We start from the raw sequence: 18,902 nt of genomic DNA, 5'->3' as shown, positions 1-18,902 counted from the left end.
CCCGTGCGGGTACATGTCGTTTCCGACGTGCACGGCAATTCCGAGGCGTTGGCGCGGGCGGGCGAAGGGGCGGACGCCCTTGTCGTGCTGGGCGATTTGATCGACTTCATCGACTACCACGACCACACCAGCGGCATTTTCGGTCGCCTCTTCGGCGCGGAGCGGGTCGGCACGTTCGCCCGACTACGGCGTGAGGGAACTCGCACGGAGATCGGCGCGTACGTGCGGTCGTTGTGGGACAGCCTCGACGACCCGGCGTCGGCCATCGACGCCGCGATCCGGGAGCAGTACGACCGGCTCTTCGCCGCCTTGTCGGCGCCGACCTACGCCATTCCGGGCAACGTCGACGCACCGGCGCTGTGGGCGGAGTACGCCGCCGACGGGCTGCACCTGGTGGACGGTCAGGTGGTGGAACTCGGCGGACTGCGCTTCGGATTCGTGGGTGGCGCCCTGCTCCCTGACGGGATGTCGCCCAGGCCGAACGCGGTCTGGCGGCCACATCTGCTGTCCACGGAGAAGTACGACCGGACCGTGGCCGAGCTGCGGGACGTCGACGTGCTGTGCAGTCACATCCCTCCCGCGGTGCCCGACCTGACCTACGACGTCGTCTCGCGACGGTTGGAGATCGGCTCGCGCTCGTTGCTGGACCTCGTGCGGACGCAACAGCCGCGGTGGTCGTTGTTCGGCCACGTGCACCAGCCGTTGGCGCGGCGGCTGCGGGTCGGCGTCACCGAGTGCCGCAACGTCGGTCACTTCCAGCGCACCACCACCCCGTACGTGCTGCGCTGGTGAGCCTCGGGTCACGGGCCGCTACGCTCTAGCCTCATGGCGGAGCAGTCCACGCAGTCCATCGAGATCGAGGCCGCCCCGGCCGCCATCATGGCGGTCATCGCCGACCTCCCGGCGTATCCGGAATGGGCGAAGGCCGTGCGGCAGACCGAGGTGCTCGCCACCGACGACGCGGGTCGGCCGGCCGAGGTGCGGTTCACTCTCGACTCCGGTCCGGTGAAGGACGTCTACACGCTCGCCTACGACTGGGCCGACGACGGCCTGTCGGTCAGCTGGCATCTCGTGAAGGGGCAGATGCAGAAGGCGCAGGAGGGGCGTTACCTCCTGGAGTCGCTGCCGTCGGGTGCGACGCGGGTGACCTACACGCTGTCGGTGGAGCTCGCCTTGCCGATGATCGGGCTGCTGCGGCGCAAGGCGGAGAAGATGATCATGGACACCGCCCTGCGGGAGCTCAAACGCCGTGTGGAGGAGCGAAGCTGACGTGCGGGTGCTGCTGTTCACCGGGAAGGGTGGCGTCGGGAAGACGACGCTCGCCGCGGCCACCGGGGCGTTGCTGGCCCGGCGTGGCCGCAAGACCCTGGTGGTGTCCACGGACCCGGCCCACTCGCTCTCCGATGCCCTCGGCGTTCGTCTCGCCGACGAGCCCTCCGAAGTGGACGAACTGTTGTACGGCGCCCAGCTCGGTGCGCGGGCGCTGGTCGACGACGTCTGGAACTCGTTGCGTCGCGAACTGGCCTCCGCGTTGGCGGGACTGGGACTGGACGCGCTCGACGCCGAGGAACTCACGGTGCTGCCCGGCGTCGACGAGCTGTCGGCGCTGAGTCGCGTGCAGCGACTCGCCGACGAAGGGCCGTGGGAGAACGTCGTCGTGGATTGCGGCCCCACCGCCGACACGTTGCGACTGCTCGCCTTGCCCGAGGCTGTCGCGGGATACCTCCGGCGGCTGCCGGGGTGGCGGTCCTCGACGCGCGTGACGCGTTCGGTCGAGCGGTTCGCGGCCCACGTCGAGTCGCTGCGCGCGTTGCTCACCGACCACGAAACCACCACGGTTCGGCTCGTGCTCACCCCCGAGCGGGTGGTGGCCGCCGAGACCCGGCGCACTCTGACGGCGTTGGCGCTCCGGGGGATCGCGGTCGACGGGATCGTCGTCAACCGGATGATGCCCGCTCCCGGTTGGTGGCGCGGGACGGCGGCGTCGTGGTTGCGGACCCGGCGAGCGCAGCAGGAGGACGTCGTCGCCGAGCTACGACACAGCGGCCTCGTCGGGTCGACGTTGCGAACGATCGACCACCGCGCGGTCGAACCGGTGGGGGTGGAGGCGCTTCTGGAGATCGCCGACGAACTCTACGGCGAGACCAACCCGCTCGTGGGCGAGCCGACGACCACCACGCTGCTGCAGACCACCGAGGTCGACGACGGGTTCCTTCTGCGGATCGGCATGCCGCTGGCGAAGGACTCGGAGGTCGCGCTCGCCCGCGTGGACGACGATCTCGCCGTGACCGTCGACGGCTTCCGCAGGCTCGTGGCACTGCCGGAACCGCTGCGCCCCTACACCCTCACCGGCGCGGAGTCCGACGCGCGGGGATTGGTGGTCCACCTGGAGAGGCCCGAATGACGACGACCGAGAACCGGACCGAGGGGCCGGACGGGGTGCGGTTGACCGACGAGCTTCGGCTGCTGGTCGACCTGGTGCTCGAACGCGCGCAACCGTGGTTGGACAGCGTGGTCGGCGCGGGCCACGGGACTGCCGGAACCAGCGCGGAAACGGCGGAGGGCGACGCCGACTGCGGTGGTCGTGGTCGGGATCGGTGTCCGTTGTGTCTCGTGGTCGCTCTCTGCCGAGGGGAACGCAGCGATGTCGCGGCGCGCGTCCTGGAGCAAGCCACCCAGGTGGTGGCCCTGCTCCGTGCGGTGCTCGCCGACCGCTGGGAGCCCGAGCAAGGTGTGCACATGCCGGGGTTCCGTCCGCAGCCCCGACCGGAGCCGGACGAGCGTCGAGCGCGACGCGTCCAGCACGTGACCGTGCGGCCACGGGCCGAGTGGGAGCCTCATGCTCGCGATCGGAGTTGACGTCGGCGGAACCAGCGTGCGTGCGGGAGTGGTGGACGACGACGGCAGTGTCGTCGACTTCGCCCGGGTCGCGACGCCGGGTGCCGAGGACGCGCTGGAGGACGCCATCACCACCGTGGTCGACGAGCTGCGGTCCCGACACACCGTGGAGGCGGTCGGTCTGGCGGTGGCGGGGTTCGTCCGGCCCGACCGGCGGTCGGTGCTCTTCGCCCCGCACCTGCCGTGGCGGGACGCGCCGGTGGCCGACCGAATGTCCGGACGGCTCGGGGTGCCCGTCACGTTGGAGCACGACGCGAACGCCGCCGCCGTGGGTGAACACCGCTTCGGCGCGGCCCGCGGCACGGATGTCGCGCTGCTCCTCGCGCTCGGCACGGGGATCGGCGCGGGTCTGCTGCTCGGCGGGAAGATCTTCCGGGGCGCCCACGGGGTGGCACCCGAGCTCGGCCACCTCCGGGTCGTTCCCGACGGTCGGCCGTGTCCGTGCGGTCGGCACGGGTGCTGGGAGAGGTACTGCAGCGGAACGGCGCTCGCCGCCACCGCGGTCGAACTCCTGGCCCGTCATCCGGCTCGCTCCACCGTGCTGGCTCGCGAGTCGATCGACCCCGCCGCCGTCACCGGACGCCGGGTGGCCCACGCCGCTCGCGAGGGTGACCCCGTGGCGCTGGAGGCGTTCGCCGATCTCGCCCGGTGGCTCGGCGAGGGGCTCGCCCTGATCGCCGACGTCTACGACCCCGAAGTCGTCGTGCTCGCCGGTGGCGTGGCGGAGTCGGCGCCGCTGTTCGCGGACGAGGCACGCCAGCACTACGCCGCGGTGCTCACCGGATCGGGGCATCGTCCGCTGGCCCGGATTCGTACGTCCCAGCTCGGTGACGCGACCGCGATCGTGGGCGCGGCGACGTTGGCGCGCGAACGGCTGAGCGTGGGTACCGCAGTACGCTGACGCGATGGTGTTCGCCGACGGGACCTCCGACAGCGACTCCGGACGGCCGGGCCGTCGGTTCGTGCTGGTCGTGGACGCGGCGAACGTGGTGGGGGCTCGCGCCGACGGCTGGTGGCGCGACCGGGCCGGTGCGGCGGCCCGCCTGCGGGACCGGCTCGCGGTCCTGGCGAGCGTGGGTGTCCCGGCGGATCAGGTCGGGCTCACGTCGCCGGGTCGGTGGTGGCCTCGCGTGGTGCTGGTGACGGAGGGGCGAGCGCGGGGAATCGATGCCGTGCCCGGTGTCGACGTCGTCGAGGCTCCGGCCGACGGTGACGACACGGTGGTGTCGGCCGTCGCCGAGTCGCGACAGGACCGTCCGGACGAGCCCGTGGTGGTGGTGACGGCCGACCGACTGCTACGGCAGCGGGTCGCCGCGTACGACGCCGTGCTTTTCGGGCCGGCCGCGCTGTGGGCCGTTCTCGACGCGCGGACGTAACAGCTCAGACCTGGGCGCCGTTGGTGGGATCGGCCCCGTCGGGCGGGCCCTGCTTGACGCGCAACAGCGCGAGTGCGATGCCGACGGCCAGCGACAGCATGCCCAGCGGGAGCGCGACCGACTGCGCCAGCCCGATCGCCCCGGGAGCGACGAGCAACAGCAGACCGACCACGAAGAACAACAGGACCACGAACGCGCCCTTGCGCGGCCGGGGCAACGGCGGAGGCTCGGGCGGGACGAAGTGTTCGTCGTCGTCCTCGAACCCGGCGGTCCGATCGTCGCCGAGCATGGTCTCGTCCCAGCCCGTCGGCGATTCCCGCCATCCCGACGCGGGCGGCGGTGCGTCCGGCTCCCGGGAGGAGCGCAGCCGGGTCCGTCCGGGCCTGCCGTCCTCCTCGTCGTCGGTGTCCACCAGCAGATCGTCGACGTCGTCGCCGTCCCCGAGATCACGCAGGTCGTCACCGCTGTCGGTGCCGAACCCCTCGGCACGGAGATCGGCCACGATCTTCGCGAACGTGGCGTCCACGTCCTCGGGCCCGTCCGCTCCTGATGTTCTGCTCATCGGGCACCAACCTGTCTGACGGAGTCGACGAACTCCACACTGTGCCGGAACAGCAACGGTGCGTCGTTGTCGAGCGTGGCGACGTGGTAGCTGTTGTGGAGCACTACCTCGCGCAGGTCCTTGCTACGCACGTTGTCGGCGACGACGGTGGCGTTGACCGGCTCCACGACGTGATCGACGGCTGAATGCGCGAGCAGCAACGGCTGGGTCACCCTCGGCAGGTCACGCCGGACCGACGACCAAAGCCGGGTCAGACTCGCGAGTGCCCGCACCGGGGTGCGGTCGTACGCCAACTCGACGGCGCCGGGTTTGGCGATGTCTCCGGCGAGGGCCCGCGCCGACGGCAACACCGGAGCCACCAGCGCCGCCAGCCGGGCGTCGAGTCTGCGGGTGAGCACCGACGGATTCACCAGCACGACGCCGCTGACGGCGTCGCCGAGGTCCTCGGCCAGCCGCAGCGCGAGCGTGCCTCCCATCGACAGGCCGAAGACGAACACCGACGAACACCGCTGTGACAGCTCGGCGAAGGACTCCCGCACGCAGCCGTACCAGTCGGGCCAGCGGGTGCGGTTGCACTCCTGCCAGGTGGTGCCGTGTCCGGGCAGCCGAGGACAGCGCACGGTGTAGCCCGTCTCGGCGAGGTGCTCGCCCCAGGGGCGCATGGTCGCCGGCGTGCTCGTGAAGCCGTGGCACAGGAGCACGCCGACCTCGCGGGAGCCGTCATGGACAAAAGGTTCAGCGCCGGCGAGCACAGGCATGCCCGGTGATCCTCCCTCGAAGCGGCATCACCTCATGTTCGCACGGATCGCCCTCGTTCAGTGTGGCCACTTGCGGACCCGTGATCTTCAGGTCGGTGGTGTGAGCTGCGTCGCGGTGCGGTATTCAAGGCGGGAGGCGTGTTGTGCGCCGACACCGAGGGTTCGTACGCTGTTCCGTCGGTTGTCCATCCCGTTTCGAGTACCCGTCGCCGGAGAGGGAGCAGGAAGCAAGTGCTGTATTGGCTCATGAAGTACGTGCTGCTGGGGCCTCTCCTGCGCTTGCTGTGGCCGACCAAGGTCACGGGACTCGAGAACGTCCCCTCCGAGGGCGGCGCCATCCTGGCGAGCAACCACCTCGCCGTGGCCGACTCGTTCTTCATGCCGAACCGGGTTCCGCGCCGGGTCACCTTCCCCGCCAAGCAGGAGTACTTCACCGAGCCCGGGTTCAAGGGCAGGCTCAAGAAGTGGTTCTTCAAGGGCGTGGGGCAGTTCCCGATCGACCGCTCCGGGGGCACGGCCGCCCAGGCGGCCATCGACACCGCCGTCCGGCTGCTGCGGGAGGGGCACCTGCTCGGCATCTATCCCGAGGGCACCCGCTCCCCGGACGGGCGGCTCTACAAGGGCAAGACCGGCGTCGCGCGGATCGCCCTGGACGCGAAGGTCCCGGTCATCCCCGTGGCCATGATCGGCACCGAGAAGGTCAACCCGATCGGCTCGAAGATGTGGTGGCCGCGTCGGCTGGAGATCCACTTCGGCAAGCCGCTGGACTTCTCGCGCTACGAGGGACTCGCGGGCGACCGGTTCGTGGAGCGGTCGATCACCGACGAGATCATGTACGCGCTGATGGAACTCTCCGGCCAGGAGTACGTCGACGTCTACGCGGCCAAGGCGAAGGAACTCATCGCCGCCGAGAAGGCGGGTCTGCGCCCGGTCGTCCCCGTGCAGGTCGACGCCAGGGACGCCGCGAGGATGCCCGAGTCGCAGGCGGGCTGACCGGGCGTCGGACCCCGCGCAGCCGTCGAGTACCGTGCCCGGCGTGCGGTTCTTCTACGACACCGAATTCATCGAGGACGGCAAGACCATCGAGCTCGTCTCGATAGGTGTCGTGGACGAGGCGGGCCGCGAGTTCTACGCGGTGTCCACGGAGTTCGACCCGGCGAAGGCCGGTCCCTGGGTGCGGGAACACGTGCTCGCGAAACTCCCGTCGCCCGGCGACCGGGCCTGGCGCAGCCGCGAACGCATCCGCGACGATCTGCTCGACTTCCTGGGCCGCCCGCGGGGCGGTATCGAGCTGTGGGCGTGGTATGCCGCCTACGACCACGTGGCCCTCGCCCAGTTGTGGGGGCCGATGCCCGCGTTGCCGCGCCAGTTGCCGCGCTTCACCCGCGACCTGCGACAGCGGTGGGAGGACGTCGGGCGGCCGAAGCTTCCGGCTGCGCCCGACGACGCCCACGACGCACTCGCCGACGCCCGCCACAATCTCGAACGCTGGCGAGTGATCGAGCAGGCCCGCCAGGATCTCGCCCGGCGGACCGGGTTCCCCGGCGCCTGAGTCGCCTCAGTGCGAGGTGGCGGCAGCCCTGCGGGCACGCACCGCGGCGGCGAGCTCGTCGAGCAGTGCCGCCGTGGTGGGCCAGTCGAGACAGGCGTCGGTGATACTACGGCCGTAGTCCAGGTCCTCCGCCTTGCCGAGGGTCAGGTCCTGCCGACCCGCTTCGAGGAAGCTCTCCATCATCACGCCCGTGATGCCCTGTTCGCCCGCCGCGATGCGCGCGGCGAGCTCGCCGACGACACCGGCCTGGCGCACGTGGTCCTTGCGGCTGTTGCCGTGACTCGCGTCGACCACCACGCGTTCCGGCAGCCCGGCCTTGCGCAGTCGGGCCAGGGTGTCGGCCACGGTCTCGGCGTCGTAGTTCGGCCCCGCCGAACCACCGCGCAGGATGACGTGGCAGTCGGGATTGCCCGAGGTGGTCACCAGCGCGGCGAGCCCGTCGGCGTTGATGCCGGGGAACACGTGTCCGGCTCCTGCGGCGCGCACGGCGTCCACCGCGACCTGGACGTCGCCCTCGGTGGAGTTCTTGATGCCCACCGGCATGGACAGAGCGCTGCACAACTGTCGATGCACCTGGCTCGCCGCAGTGCGCGCGCCGATCGACCCCCACGTCACCGTGTCGGCGATGAACTGCGGCGTGATCGGGTCGAGGAACTCCGAGCCCACGGGCAGACCGAGTTCGGAGATGTCGAGCAGAAGCTGGCGGGCCAGCCGCAGCCCCTTGTTGACGGCGTACGTGCCGTCGAGGTCCGGATCGTTGATGAGTCCCTTCCAGCCCAGCGTGGTCCTCGGCTTCTCGAAGTAGACGCGCATGACGACACACACGTCGTCGCGAACGCGTTCGGCGTGCTCCGACAACAGGCGGGCGTAGTGCAAGGCCGCCTCGGGATCGTGCACGGAGCACGGACCGACCACCACCAACAGGCGGTCGTCGCGTCCGTCGAGGATGTCCACGGTGTCACGCCTGCCGAGCGTGACGGTCTTGGCCGCCGCGGGCGTGACGGGATGTTCGGCGCGCAGCAGCGCCGGTGAGAGCAGTGGACTGACGCGCGAGGTGCGCAGATCGTCGAGGGCCGTCGTCGGATCGGCCGACACGGCGAGGGGGACGTCGGTAGTGGCGTCCGTGGTCGAGTTGTTCGGCATCGGGGCTTCCTTTCCGCAAGCCGCCTCGCCGGGTGGGAGTGCCACGCTGCCGAGCCGGCTTGTCGTCCGGCTCGGAGGTTGACGGTCAGCGCACGGTCTCGCCGACCGACCCACCCCGGGCCGGCCCGCTAAACCAGAAATAGAAGCGCTGCACGACGGAGACTGTAGCAGGCGCCCGATCGAGCCGACCGATCACGTGTGACCCGGGCTACTCTGTCGGCGACGGTGTGACGTAGAACAACGGGAAGGCGCGAGACATGCGAGTCGGTGTGCTGACCGGCGGCGGCGACTGCCCCGGTCTGAACGCGGTGATCCGCGCGGTCGTCCTGAAGGGCATCGAGGTCCACGGATGGGAGATCTTCGGTTTCCGCGACGGCTGGCGCGGCCCTCTCACGGGTACCGGGTCCTGGCTGTCCCGCGACGACGTCGAGGGCATCCTCACCCGCGGCGGCACGATCCTCCGTTCCTCCCGCACCAACCCGTACAAGGAGGAGGGTGGCGCCGACACCATCAAGCGGGTGCTGGCAGAGAAGGGCATCGACGCACTCGTGGCCATCGGCGGTGAGGACACTCTCGGGGTCGCGAAGCGACTGGGCGACGACGGCGTGAAGGTCGTGGGTGTCCCGAAGACCATCGACAACGACCTCGGCGCCACCGACTACACGTTCGGCTTCGACACCGCCGTGCACATCGCGACCGAGGCGATCGACCGGCTGCACACCACCGCCGAGTCGCATCACCGTGCGCTCGTCGTGGAGGTCATGGGCAGGCACGCGGGCTGGATCGCCCTCCACTCGGGACTCGCGGGCGGCGCGAGCGTCATCCTCGTCCCCGAGCGGCCGTTCTCCGTGGACAAGGTCGTCGAGTGGGTGGAACGGCGATTCGAGCGGGAGTACGCGCCGATCATCGTCGTGGCCGAGGGAGCGCTGCCCGAGGGCGGCGCGGCGGTCCTGCAGAGCGGGGAGACGGACGCGTTCGGGCACGTCCGGCTGGGCGGCGTGGGCACGTGGCTCGCCGACGAGATCTCCGCGCGCACCGGCAAGGAGTCGCGGGCGGTGGTGCTCGGCCACGTGCAGCGCGGCGGGACTCCGACGGCGTACGACCGGGTGCTCGCCACGCGCTTCGGCCTGCACGCCGTGGACGCCGTGGCCGAGGGCGACTTCGGCGTGATGGTGGCGTTGCGGGGAACCGACATCACCCGGGTGAAGCTCGCCGAGGCCACCGCGGAGCTGAAGACCGTGCCGACGGAACGCTATGCCGAGGCCGAGGTGTTCTTCGGCTGACGTTTCGAGGTCACCCGAGCGAGGTCACCGGCTCGGCCGGTGGCCTCGTGTCGTCTGGACCCCTCTGTGCACGCTCCGATGATCACAAGACGACCTCAGCATCGCGCGATCGAGTGAGAGAGCCGCGGGGAAGCGGTACCTTCCGGACACTCAGCGATGGAGGTGAGTCATGGCACAGTCCATGCGGAGTGAGTCCGCGAGCGCCTCGCCCGAGTCGGCGGCGCCCCGTCGTCCCTGGATCGGCATGGCGCTCGGACCGGTACTCGCGATCGCCGTCTTCCTGCTCCTGCCCGACAGCCTCGCCAACCCCGGCAAGATCACGGCCGCCGTCGCCGTGCTGATGGCCGTCTGGTGGGTCACGGAGGCCCTGCCGTTGGCCGCCACGGCGCTGCTGCCGCTCGTGTTGTTCCCGTTCCTCGGGGTCAGCGACATCGGCGACGCCGCGGCTCCCTACGCCGACGACATCATCTTCCTCTTCATGGGCGGGTTCATGATCGCCCTGGCGATGCAGCGGTGGAACCTGCACAAGCGCATCGCGCTGCGCACGGTGCTCGCGGTGGGGACGAAGCCGGTGATGCTGATCGCCGGGTTCATGATCGCGACCGGGTTCATCAGCATGTGGGTGAGCAACACCGCCACCGCCGTGATGATGATGCCCATCGGGCTGTCCGTGCTCGGGCTCGTCTCCCAACTCGGTGACGGCAAGGGCGACCCCAACTTCGCCACGGCACTGATGCTGGGCATCGCCTACTCCGCGTCCATCGGATCGCTGGCCACGATCATCGGCACTCCGCCGAACACGCTGCTGGTGGGCTACCTGGAGGAGAACTTCGACATCACGATCTCCTTCGGCAAGTGGATGCTCTTCGGCCTGCCCATCGCGGTCGTCTTCCTCGTGATCGCCTGGTTCGTGCTCACTCGGGTCTTCCGCCCACGGCTGACGTCGTTGCCCGGTGGACGGGAGCTGATCCGGCAACAACTCGACGACCTCGGTCCGATGAGCCGGGGCGAATGGAACGCGCTGACGATCTTCGTGCTGGCCGCGCTGTCGTGGATCGTCATCCCCATGCTCGCCGACGTCGACGCGGTGGCGAACGCGCTGCCGTGGCTGGACGACATCAGCGACGCCGGGATCGCCCTCACCGCGGCGGTGCTGCTGTTCGCACTGCCGGTCGACACCCGGCGGAACGTGCGCACGCTCGACTGGGAGACGGCGAAGGAACTGCCGTGGGGAATCCTGCTGCTCTTCGGTGGTGGGCTGAGCCTGTCGAAGCACTTCACCGACACCGGACTGTCGGAGTGGATCGGTGAGCGCGTCGGGGCGCTCGAAGCCCTGCCGCTGATCCTGCTGGCGGCCGTGGTCGCGTTGCTCGTGCTCCTGCTGACCGAACTGACGAGCAACACGGCGACGGCGGCGGCGTTCCTGCCGATCCTGGGTGGGGTCGCCGTGGGACTCGGACACGGGCCGATGGTCCTGGTCGTGCCCGCCGCGTTGGCCGCCACCTGCGCCTTCATGCTGCCTGTCGCGACCCCGCCGAACGCGATCGTGTTCGGCACCGGTCACGTCACCATCGGACAGATGGTCAAGGGCGGCGCCTGGCTCAACGCGATCGCGCTGGTCATCATCACGCTCGGGGCGTACACACTGGGTGCGTGGGTGTTCGACCTCGCCTACTGACCCGTCGGCCGGAGCGTGCTGTCCGGTGCGCTCCGGCCGACGTTTTCGGGATCGGTACAGACGTACCCGGGCGTAGCGGCTACGCTGTTCGGGTGTGAGTAGACGAGCGAAAATCGTATGTACCCTAGGCCCGGCTACGGCGACGGCGGACAAGGTCCGGGCGCTCGTCGAAGCAGGCATGGACGTGGCGAGGATGAACTTCAGCCACGGTAGCCACGGGGATCACAAGCAGGTCTACGACCTCATCCGGGCCGCGGCCGCCGAGTCGGGACGCGCCGTGGGCATTCTGGCCGACCTGCAGGGGCCGAAGATCCGACTGGGCACGTTCGCGGGTGGCCCCGTCGAGTGGCGCACCGGCGACATCGTGCGAATCACCGTCGAGGACGTGGCGGGCACGCACGACCGTGTCTCCACCACGTACAAGGGACTGGCGAAGGACGCCAGGGCGGGTGACCGGCTCCTCGTCGACGACGGCAAGGTCGGGCTCGTCGTGCAGCGTGTGGAGGGCCCGGACGTCGTCTGCGAGGTCACCGAGGGTGGTCCCGTCAGCAACAACAAGGGTGTCTCGCTGCCCGGTATGGACGTGTCGGTGCCCGCGCTCTCCGAGAAGGACATCGAGGACCTCGAGTTCGCGCTGGAGCTCGGTGTCGACTTCGTGGCGCTGTCGTTCGTGCGGTCGCCCGCCGACATCGACCTCGTGCACCAGGTCATGGACCGGGTCGGCAAGGGGCGGGTCCCGGTGATCGCCAAGTTGGAGAAGCCCGAGGCGGCCTCCAACCTCGAAGCGATCGTGCTCGCCTTCGACGGCCTCATGGTGGCGCGTGGCGACCTCGGCGTCGAACTGCCGCTGGAGCAGGTGCCGCTGGTGCAGAAGCGGGCCATCCAGATCGCGCGGGAAAACGCGAAGCCGGTCATCGTCGCGACCCAGATGCTCGACTCGATGATGAGCAACTCGCGTCCGACACGTGCGGAGGCGTCCGACGTGGCCAACGCGGTGCTCGACGGCACCGACGCGGTGATGCTCTCCGGCGAGACCAGCGTCGGCCGGTACCCGATCGAGACCGTCGAGACCATGAGCCGCATCATCCAGGCCGTCGAGGCGGACATGCCCGCCGTGCCGCCGCTGAGCCACGTGCCTCGGACCAAGCGGGGAGTCATCTCCTACGCCGCCAAGGACATCGGCGAGCGGCTCAACGCGAAGGCGCTCGTGGCCTTCACCCAGTCCGGTGACACGGTGCGCAGGCTCGCGCGGCTGCACACGCGGCTCCCACTGCTGGCCTTCACGCCGGTGGAGAGCGTGCGCCGCCAGCTCGCGATGACCTGGGGTACCACGGCACGGCTCGTCGCCCAGGTCGACTCCACCGACCGCATGATCGAGCAGGTGGACCACGCGATGTTGGAGACCGGCCGGTACCAGCGCGGCGACCTCGTGGTGATCGTGGCCGGTTCCCCGCCCGGCACCGTCGGCTCGACCAACCTCATCCGCGTGCACCGCCTGGGTGAGGACGATCTCGCCTGATGAACCGACCATGGGCGCGGCTCGGTGCAGGGTGTTGAATCGTCGGTATGACTGAGCTGGCAAGGCAGGCTGCGTCCGGGTTCGACGCCGAAGGCGGAGCGGGCGGGCAGCGCGTGCTCGACAGGCTCGTCGCTCTGCTGGACCTCGAGAAGATCGAGGAGAACATCTTCCGGGGCGTGAGTCCGCCGAACTCGCCCACCAGGGTGTTCGGTGGGCAGGTCGCGGGTCAGGCTCTGGTCGCCGCGGGGCGCACGGTGCCGAGTGAGCGTGGCGTCCACTCGCTGCACGCGTACTTCATCCGCCCCGGCGACCCGACGGTCCCGATCATCTACGAGGTGGACCGCATCCGGGACGGCCGGTCGTTCACCACCCGACGGGTGGTGGCCATCCAGCACGGCAAGGCGATCTTCTCGCTCTCGGCCTCGTTCCAGGTCGAGGAGTCCGGTGTGGAGCACGCGGAGCCGATGCCGGACGTGCCCGATCCCGAGTCGCTGCCGACGTTGGCCGAGCGTGCCGTCGGCTACGAGAACAAGTTGGCCATGCGGGCGCAGCCGAGGCCGATCGACGTCCGGTACGTCAACGACCCGCCGTGGGTGACGCGGGAGACCGACGAGCGTCCGGCACGCAATCAGGTGTGGATGCGGGCCGACGGCACCCTGCCGGACGATCGGCTCCTGCACGTCTGCGTGCTCACCTACGCGTCCGACCTGACCCTGTTGGACTCCACATTGGCCCGGCACGGGGTGTACTGGGGACTCGACAAGGTCCTCGGGGCGAGCCTCGACCACGCGCTGTGGTTCCACCGGCCCTTCCGGGCGGACGAGTGGTTCCTCTACGACAGCGACTCGCCCACGGCGTCGAACGCACGCGCGCTCGCGACGGGCCGGTTGTTCGCGCGCGACGGCACGCTGATCGCCACCGTGGTGCAGGAAGGGCTCATCCGCGTGCTGTGACACGCGAGTTCGACGTCGCTGGTCGAGCGCGGGAGGCACGCGCTCGACCAGCACGGTCGGGAAGGAAGCCCTCAGGAGAGGAAGAAGGCCGTCCGTTCCCGGAGCCGGTGACCCGAGGGGATCGCGGAACTGCTCGGCGTCGCCGGCTCGTCGGGAACCAGGGCCACCTGGGCGGCGAGATAGGCCCGGCAGGGCAGCGGTCCGCGCTTGCGGGCGAAAGGCCTGCGTCTGCCGTGACACAGCGTGCAGTGTCCACTGGAGTCGGGTCGATGTTCGGCGAGCACCGTCCGCAGTGCTCCGGCCAGCAACGCGACGCTGAGACCGTCCAGTTCCTGGCGGATCCGTGGGGAGGTCGTGTGTACCGAGTGCGTGATTTCGTCGAGTTTACGATGCACGCTCTCCTGTAACGGAGTGACGATGAGATTGCGCCCGGCCACCATGCTCTCCCGGTTTTCGTATTAACGGAACGGTCGTTGGTTGTCCGCGAGCATCAGCGAGCATACAACCCCCTCGTGCAAATTGCAGTCCATCGATCGGGGATTCCTGCCTTACCGTCCGTTGTCGTCCCGTCCGGCCCACTGTGACGCCCTGGTTAGATATGCGCGGAAAAACCAACCGGAGGTGAGTCATGAGCCGAGGGCACGGCCCGACCGTACGGCGGCGAAGACTGGCTGGCGAGTTGCGGCGGCTCCGGGAGAAGGCCGCACTCACCATCGACGAGGTGGGCGAGAAGCTCGAATGTTCGGCTTCGAAGATCAGTCGAATCGAGACGGGCCATGTCGGGGTCACCCCTCGGGACGTCCGGGACATGTTGGAGCTGTACGGGGTCCAGGGCGACGACCAGGAGGCGCTCGTCCAACTCGCGCGCGAGGCACGCAAACGCGGGTGGTGGCACGCGTACAACGAGGTCTTCACAGGTGCGTTCGTGGGGCTGGAGGCCGACGCCAGTTCCCTCAAGGCGTTCCAGGCGCTGCTGGTGCCGGGACTCTTGCAGACCGAGCGCTACGCCCGCGCGGTGATCAGGGCGATGCGGCCGGGTGCCGAGGATGCCGAGATCGACCGCCGCGTCGCGGCGAGGATGGCGCGGCAGCGGCTGCTCCGCGACCCGAACCCGCCCGAGTACTGGGCGGTCATCGACGAGGCGGTCCTGCGCCGCATGGTCGGCGGCCATGACGTCATGGCCGAGCAATTCACTCAATTGTGTGAAATTGCGCGTCTGCCACACGTCACCGTTCAGGTGGTTCCCTTCGAGGCCGGAGCCCATCCGGGCATGGAGGGGCCCTTTCTCATCCTGGGGTTTCCCGAGCCCGCGGACCCCGACGTGGTTTATGTGGACAGCACGAACAGCGGCCTCTATCTGGAATTGGAAGCCGACGTGCGTAGGTACGCGTTGATGTTCGATCATTTGCGAGCCGCCGCGCTCAAGCCGGACGACTCGCTCGATGTCATCGCCGACGCGGCGCGACGGTGTGCCAGATGACAACGACTCCGACACGGAGCTGACGAAGGAGTGGGATGGTGGCCGACACCAACCTGGCCATGCTCGAGTGGCGCAAGAGCAGCTACAGCGGCGGCGGCAACGACTGCGTCGAGATCGCCTTCACCGACGACGGTGCCGCCGTGCGCGACTCGAAGAACCCGACGGGCGGCATGCTGCGGCTGTCCGCACGCCAGTGGCAGGCCTTCCTCGACGCGGCGCGAGCCGGTGAGCTCGACCTGAGCTGAGGGTTCTCGTTCGACCCCTTACGTGCCCGGAGCGGGAGGTAAGGGGTCGAATGCGTTTCGGGGTGACGTGATCGACCGATGCCCGGGCCCGCCCCTTCGCACCACAGTTGACGACGTCAGCACGACGTGGACGACATGAGGGGTGGAGACATGAGGATTTCCGACTGGGCGATGGACTCGACGTGGGCCGAGGTGGACTACCGCGCCGAGCAGTTGCGGCGGCGGAACCGGCGCACCACGCGGGGAGCAGGCCGTGGTGGAGCTCGACGCGGGATCGTCGCGGCCCTGCGGGACCGCCAGCACGGCGGCCGGATGCGGTGACGGCGGTGCCGGGTGGGGGCGTGAGTTCCCGTGAGCGGCGCCCGGCGCGAATGGCCTGGTGCGGGCCGAAAGTGACCCGGATGGGTGACAATGGGGTCGTGCCTCGACTCGGTCTGACACTGCCGCTGGTGGGACGTGTGCCGCAACTGCGCCGGTTGCAAGCCGCTCTCGACGACGCCGAGCAGGGCAGGGGGCGAGGAGCGCTGCTCGCCGGTGACGCGGGCGTCGGCAAGACCAGGTTGCTGCGGGAACTCACGTCCGAGGCGGCCAGCCGCGGCTGCCTGGTGCTCACCGGGCAGTGCCTCGACGTGGACGAAGGAGGGCTTCCGTACCTCCCGTTCACCGAGGCGTTGGGGGCGCTGGCCGCGTCCGACGACGCGGACGTGGTCGACGCGGTGGCCGCCTGGCCCGCACTGTCCACACTCGTACCGCAGTTGTGGGTCGCCCCGAGCGGTCGGCACCATCCCGGTCGCTCGGCGGCGTCCGAACAGGACATTCGAAGGGTCCGCACGGAACACGACCTCGGGCAGCTTCGCCTGTTCGACGCCGTGTTGGGCGTGCTGGACGCGCTCGCCCGCACGCGCCCGGTGGTGTTGGCGCTGGAGGACCTGCACTGGGCCGACGGCGCCACCCGCGATCTGCTGTCGTTCCTCATGGGACGACTGGGAGGCCGACGGCTGCTGGTGCTGGCCACCTACCGGGCCGAGGAGGTGCATCGGCGTCACCCGCTGCGTCCTCTGCTGGCGGAGCTGGTTCGGTCGGCGGCCGTCGAGCGGGTCGACGTGCCGCCGCTGTCGGACGACGAGGCCAGGGCGTTCCTCACCGCGCTCGCGGAGAGCCCCCTGCCGCCCGACACGCTGGAGCAGCTCGTGCGCCGGTGCGAGGGCAACCCGTTCTTCGCCGAGGAACTGGTCGCCGCGGGTGCGTCCGGTGACAACGTGCCCGACGGACTCGCCGACGTGCTGCTGACCCGTCTCGACCAGCTCTCGGCGCAGACCAGGGGAGTGCTGCGTGCGGTGGCGGTCGCGGGGGTGAAGGTGGCGGACAAGGCCGTCGCCGAGGTCGCCGGGGTGGGGGTGCTCGACGTGGAGGAGGCGCTGCGGGAGGCGGTGCACCACCACGTCCTGGTGGTCGACCGCGGTGGTTACCGGTTCCGGCACGCGTTGCTGCGGGAGGCGGTGTACCACGACCTGTTGCCCGGCGAACGGTCCCGCATGCACGCGGCCTACGCGGCACGCATCGCGGCGATGCCTCCGTCGCGGGGCAGCAACGCCCGGCTGGCCTACCACAGTCTGCGCTGCCGGGACCTGCCGACCGCGTTGACCGCGCTGCTGAAGGCCGCGGACGAGGCCGAGGAACTCGGCGCACCCGGGTCCGCACTGCGGCACGTGGAGGAGGCGCTGGAGATCTGGGATGCCGTTCCCGCCGACCGTCGACCGTCCGATCGGGACGAGACGACGCTGCTGCTCTCCGCGTCCGAGCTCGCCGCTCGCTCCGGGGAGCCCGAACGCGCGATCGCCTACGCGCGCGAGGCGGCCCGGCGGGTGGACGACTGTCCGGTGCTGCGCCGGGCGGCGATCTGGCGGCGTCTCGCCGAGGCGCTGATGACGCTGGAGGGAACGTACGACGAGGCCGTCGACGCCATCGACCGGGCGTGGTCCCTCGTCGCCGACGGAGAGGCGACCACCGAGCAGGCCTGGGTGCTCGCTACTCGGGCCCAGGTGTTGCGGGGAGTCGGCCGGTTCGACGACGCCGAGGACAGCGCCCGCGCCGCAGCCGAGGCGGCGAAGGCCGCAGGTGCCGCCGCGCCGCACGCCGCGGCGCTCACCATCCAGGGCGTGCTCGCCGACGTGCGGGGCGACCTCGACACCGCGCGCGAGCTGTTGCTGCAGGCCGAACGCGAGGCACAGGCAGCCGACGCGCTCGATGTTGAACTCCGTGCGGGCTACTACCGGGCCCTCAGCTACGACGACCAGGCCGAACTCTCCGAGGCGCTGCGGCTGTACCGACACACGGCGCAGCGCGCGGCGGAGTCCGGGCTCACCTGGTCGCCGCTCGGACTGTCGGCGCGAACCCGGTTGCTCGGCCTGCGCTACACCATGGGTGACTGGCCCGACGAGTCGGAACAGGACCGACCGGAAGCCGGCGTGTCCGACCTGGTCACCGCGATTCTCCAGTCGACGTGGTTGCACATCCTGGTCGCTCGTGGGCGGTTCGAGGACGCGGACCGGATGCTGGCGTTGCTGCACCCGGAGGACGGTGATCGACGTGGTGTGGACCTGTGGGTCGTCGCCGCCGCGGCGGCGGGTGGCGCCGAACTGGCGTCCTGGCGCGGCGAGTACCGCAAGGCCGTGACCGCGGTGACCGACGGCATGGAGCGTGCGCGCCGCATCCTTCCCCGCGGCCTGCTGAACGTGCGGCTCGGCGCGCTCGGCATCGAGGCGTGCGGGGACTGGGCGGCGGACGCGCGACGGACGCGGGACACCGCGGGGGAGCGGGAGGCCGTCGAGACCGGACGGACGCTCTGGGAGCAGGTCGAACGCACCGTGGCCGAGGGAATGCCTCGCAGCGGCACCATCGGACCGGAGGGCACGGCGTGGTTGGCACGGGCCCGCGCCGCCACGGACGGCCTCGACGGTGCCGCCGACGCTGCCCTGTGGGAGGAGGCCGTCGCCGCGTTCGGGTTCGGCGCCGTGTACGAGCAGGCGCTGTGCCGCCGCCGGCTCGCCGAGGCTCTTCTGGAGGCGGGCGATCACGACCGGGCCACTCGCGAGCTGTCCGACACCCACGCCGTCGCGCGGCGGCTGGGCGCGGCGCCGTTGCGGGACGCGGTCGAGGACCTCGCCCGGCGGGCACGGATCGCTCTGCCCGGAGCCCGGCCCCGGCGCGACGTCGTCGATCCGTTGACCGCCCGCGAACGCGCCGTGCTCGAACTCGTCGCCGAGGGACTGACCAACCGGCAGGTCGGCGAACGGCTCTTCATCAGCGAGAAGACCGTGAGCGTCCACCTGTCGCGGGCGATGGGCAAGCTCGGGGCGAACAGGCGCGCGGAGGCCGTGGCCATCGCCTACGACCGCGGCCTGCTCACCCCGGACACCGTTCCGACGAAACCGAGACGGCGGAAGCGGTAGGGC

General features: G+C 70.3%; 20 protein-coding genes. 16 read left to right on the top strand and 4 right to left on the bottom strand.

What is annotated here, in order from left to right:
* The first annotated feature begins 3 nt into the window (after window positions 1-3).
* Genes JAV51_RS04175 through JAV51_RS04150 form a run of 6 tightly spaced genes read left to right on the top strand, consistent with a single transcriptional unit; the run spans window position 4 to window position 4,274 of the window.
* A complete protein-coding gene (locus tag JAV51_RS04175; RefSeq protein WP_197319268.1) occupies window positions 4-792 on the top strand; it encodes a metallophosphoesterase in 789 nt (262 codons plus the stop codon).
* Between the two features lie 33 nt (window positions 793-825).
* A complete protein-coding gene (locus JAV51_RS04170) occupies window positions 826-1,269 on the top strand; it encodes an SRPBCC family protein (protein ID WP_197319267.1) in 444 nt (147 codons plus the stop codon).
* A 1-nt stretch (window position 1,270) separates the two neighbouring features.
* On the top strand, window positions 1,271-2,404 hold the full coding sequence (locus JAV51_RS04165; protein WP_197319266.1) for an ArsA family ATPase: 1,134 nt from the start codon (window positions 1,271-1,273) through the stop codon (window positions 2,402-2,404).
* Window positions 2,401-2,859: a hypothetical protein gene (locus JAV51_RS04160; RefSeq protein ID WP_197319265.1), complete on the top strand. Its 459-nt coding sequence runs from the start codon at window positions 2,401-2,403 to the stop codon at window positions 2,857-2,859. Before JAV51_RS04165 ends, JAV51_RS04160 begins: the two co-directional genes overlap by 4 nt.
* A complete protein-coding gene (locus JAV51_RS04155) occupies window positions 2,840-3,799 on the top strand; it encodes an ROK family protein (protein WP_197319264.1) in 960 nt (319 codons plus the stop codon). The genes JAV51_RS04160 and JAV51_RS04155 overlap by 20 nt, the downstream gene beginning before the upstream one ends.
* A 4-nt stretch (window positions 3,800-3,803) precedes the next feature.
* Window positions 3,804-4,274 (top strand): NTP pyrophosphohydrolase, encoded by a 471-nt coding sequence (locus tag JAV51_RS04150; protein ID WP_197319263.1) that lies wholly within the window; start codon window positions 3,804-3,806, stop codon window positions 4,272-4,274.
* 4 nt (window positions 4,275-4,278) lie between these two features.
* On the opposite strand, the gene JAV51_RS04145 is transcribed toward JAV51_RS04150, so the two are convergent.
* Both JAV51_RS04145 and JAV51_RS04140 read right to left on the bottom strand, forming a co-directional pair.
* Entirely contained in the window at window positions 4,279-4,836 is a 558-nt protein-coding gene (locus JAV51_RS04145; RefSeq protein WP_197319262.1) for a hypothetical protein, read from the bottom strand.
* Window positions 4,833-5,594 carry a carboxylesterase gene (locus JAV51_RS04140; RefSeq protein WP_197319261.1) on the bottom strand — a complete coding sequence of 254 codons (762 nt, stop codon included), beginning with the start codon at window positions 5,592-5,594 and terminating at the stop codon, window positions 4,833-4,835. Before JAV51_RS04140 ends, JAV51_RS04145 begins: the two co-directional genes overlap by 4 nt.
* A 231-nt stretch (window positions 5,595-5,825) precedes the next feature.
* Here JAV51_RS04140 and JAV51_RS04135 point away from each other — a divergent pair, with 231 nt between their 5' ends.
* Together JAV51_RS04135 and JAV51_RS04130 are read left to right on the top strand one after the other, a co-directional pair.
* A complete protein-coding gene (locus JAV51_RS04135) occupies window positions 5,826-6,587 on the top strand; it encodes a 1-acyl-sn-glycerol-3-phosphate acyltransferase (RefSeq protein ID WP_197319260.1) in 762 nt (253 codons plus the stop codon).
* 43 nt (window positions 6,588-6,630) lie between these two features.
* A complete protein-coding gene (locus JAV51_RS04130; RefSeq protein WP_197319259.1) occupies window positions 6,631-7,146 on the top strand; it encodes a polyadenylate-specific 3'-exoribonuclease AS in 516 nt (171 codons plus the stop codon).
* Between the two features lie 6 nt (window positions 7,147-7,152).
* Here the strand turns inward: JAV51_RS04130 and JAV51_RS04125 are convergent, their stop codons facing one another.
* Window positions 7,153-8,289 (bottom strand): 3-deoxy-7-phosphoheptulonate synthase, encoded by a 1,137-nt coding sequence (locus JAV51_RS04125; protein WP_231641189.1) that lies wholly within the window; start codon window positions 8,287-8,289, stop codon window positions 7,153-7,155.
* 257 nt (window positions 8,290-8,546) lie between these two features.
* Between JAV51_RS04125 and JAV51_RS04120 the strand changes: the two genes are divergently transcribed.
* The 4 genes from JAV51_RS04120 to tesB all read left to right on the top strand — a co-directional run bounded on the left by JAV51_RS04120 (window position 8,547) and on the right by tesB (window position 13,722).
* Complete coding sequence (locus tag JAV51_RS04120; RefSeq protein WP_197319258.1) at window positions 8,547-9,572, top strand: 6-phosphofructokinase; 1,026 nt, start codon at window positions 8,547-8,549, stop codon at window positions 9,570-9,572.
* Window positions 9,573-9,741: 169 nt separating this feature from the next.
* Complete coding sequence (locus JAV51_RS04115; protein WP_197319257.1) at window positions 9,742-11,250, top strand: DASS family sodium-coupled anion symporter; 1,509 nt, start codon at window positions 9,742-9,744, stop codon at window positions 11,248-11,250.
* 94 nt (window positions 11,251-11,344) lie between these two features.
* Complete coding sequence (pyk, locus tag JAV51_RS04110; protein ID WP_197319256.1) at window positions 11,345-12,769, top strand: pyruvate kinase; 1,425 nt, start codon at window positions 11,345-11,347, stop codon at window positions 12,767-12,769.
* Between the two features lie 47 nt (window positions 12,770-12,816).
* Window positions 12,817-13,722 (top strand): acyl-CoA thioesterase II, encoded by a 906-nt coding sequence (tesB, locus tag JAV51_RS04105; protein WP_197319255.1) that lies wholly within the window; start codon window positions 12,817-12,819, stop codon window positions 13,720-13,722.
* Between the two features lie 71 nt (window positions 13,723-13,793).
* Here tesB and JAV51_RS04100 read toward each other — a convergent pair whose 3' ends face one another.
* Window positions 13,794-14,117, bottom strand: coding sequence for a hypothetical protein (locus JAV51_RS04100; RefSeq protein WP_307845727.1), 324 nt, complete (start codon window positions 14,115-14,117; stop codon window positions 13,794-13,796).
* Between the two features lie 233 nt (window positions 14,118-14,350).
* On the opposite strand from JAV51_RS04100, the gene JAV51_RS04095 reads away from it, so the two are divergent.
* The 4 genes from JAV51_RS04095 (at window position 14,351) to JAV51_RS04080 (ending at window position 18,899) form a co-directional block, all read left to right on the top strand.
* Window positions 14,351-15,202, top strand: coding sequence for a helix-turn-helix transcriptional regulator (locus JAV51_RS04095; protein WP_197319253.1), 852 nt, complete (start codon window positions 14,351-14,353; stop codon window positions 15,200-15,202).
* A gap of 35 nt (window positions 15,203-15,237) precedes the next feature.
* Entirely contained in the window at window positions 15,238-15,447 is a 210-nt protein-coding gene (locus JAV51_RS04090) for a DUF397 domain-containing protein (RefSeq protein ID WP_197319252.1), read from the top strand.
* Window positions 15,448-15,597: 150 nt separating this feature from the next.
* Window positions 15,598-15,768 (top strand): hypothetical protein, encoded by a 171-nt coding sequence (locus tag JAV51_RS04085; protein ID WP_197319251.1) that lies wholly within the window; start codon window positions 15,598-15,600, stop codon window positions 15,766-15,768.
* An 80-nt stretch (window positions 15,769-15,848) separates the two neighbouring features.
* Window positions 15,849-18,899: a helix-turn-helix transcriptional regulator gene (locus JAV51_RS04080; protein WP_197319250.1), complete on the top strand. Its 3,051-nt coding sequence runs from the start codon at window positions 15,849-15,851 to the stop codon at window positions 18,897-18,899.
* Window positions 18,900-18,902: the final 3 nt, after the last annotated feature.

It is taken from the genome of Saccharomonospora sp. NB11 (assembly GCF_015910535.1).
In the GTDB taxonomy this organism is placed as follows: domain Bacteria; phylum Actinomycetota; class Actinomycetes; order Mycobacteriales; family Pseudonocardiaceae; genus Saccharomonospora.
Note: the sequence above shows the minus strand (reverse complement) of the source record. Positions and strands in the feature narration are given on the sequence as shown.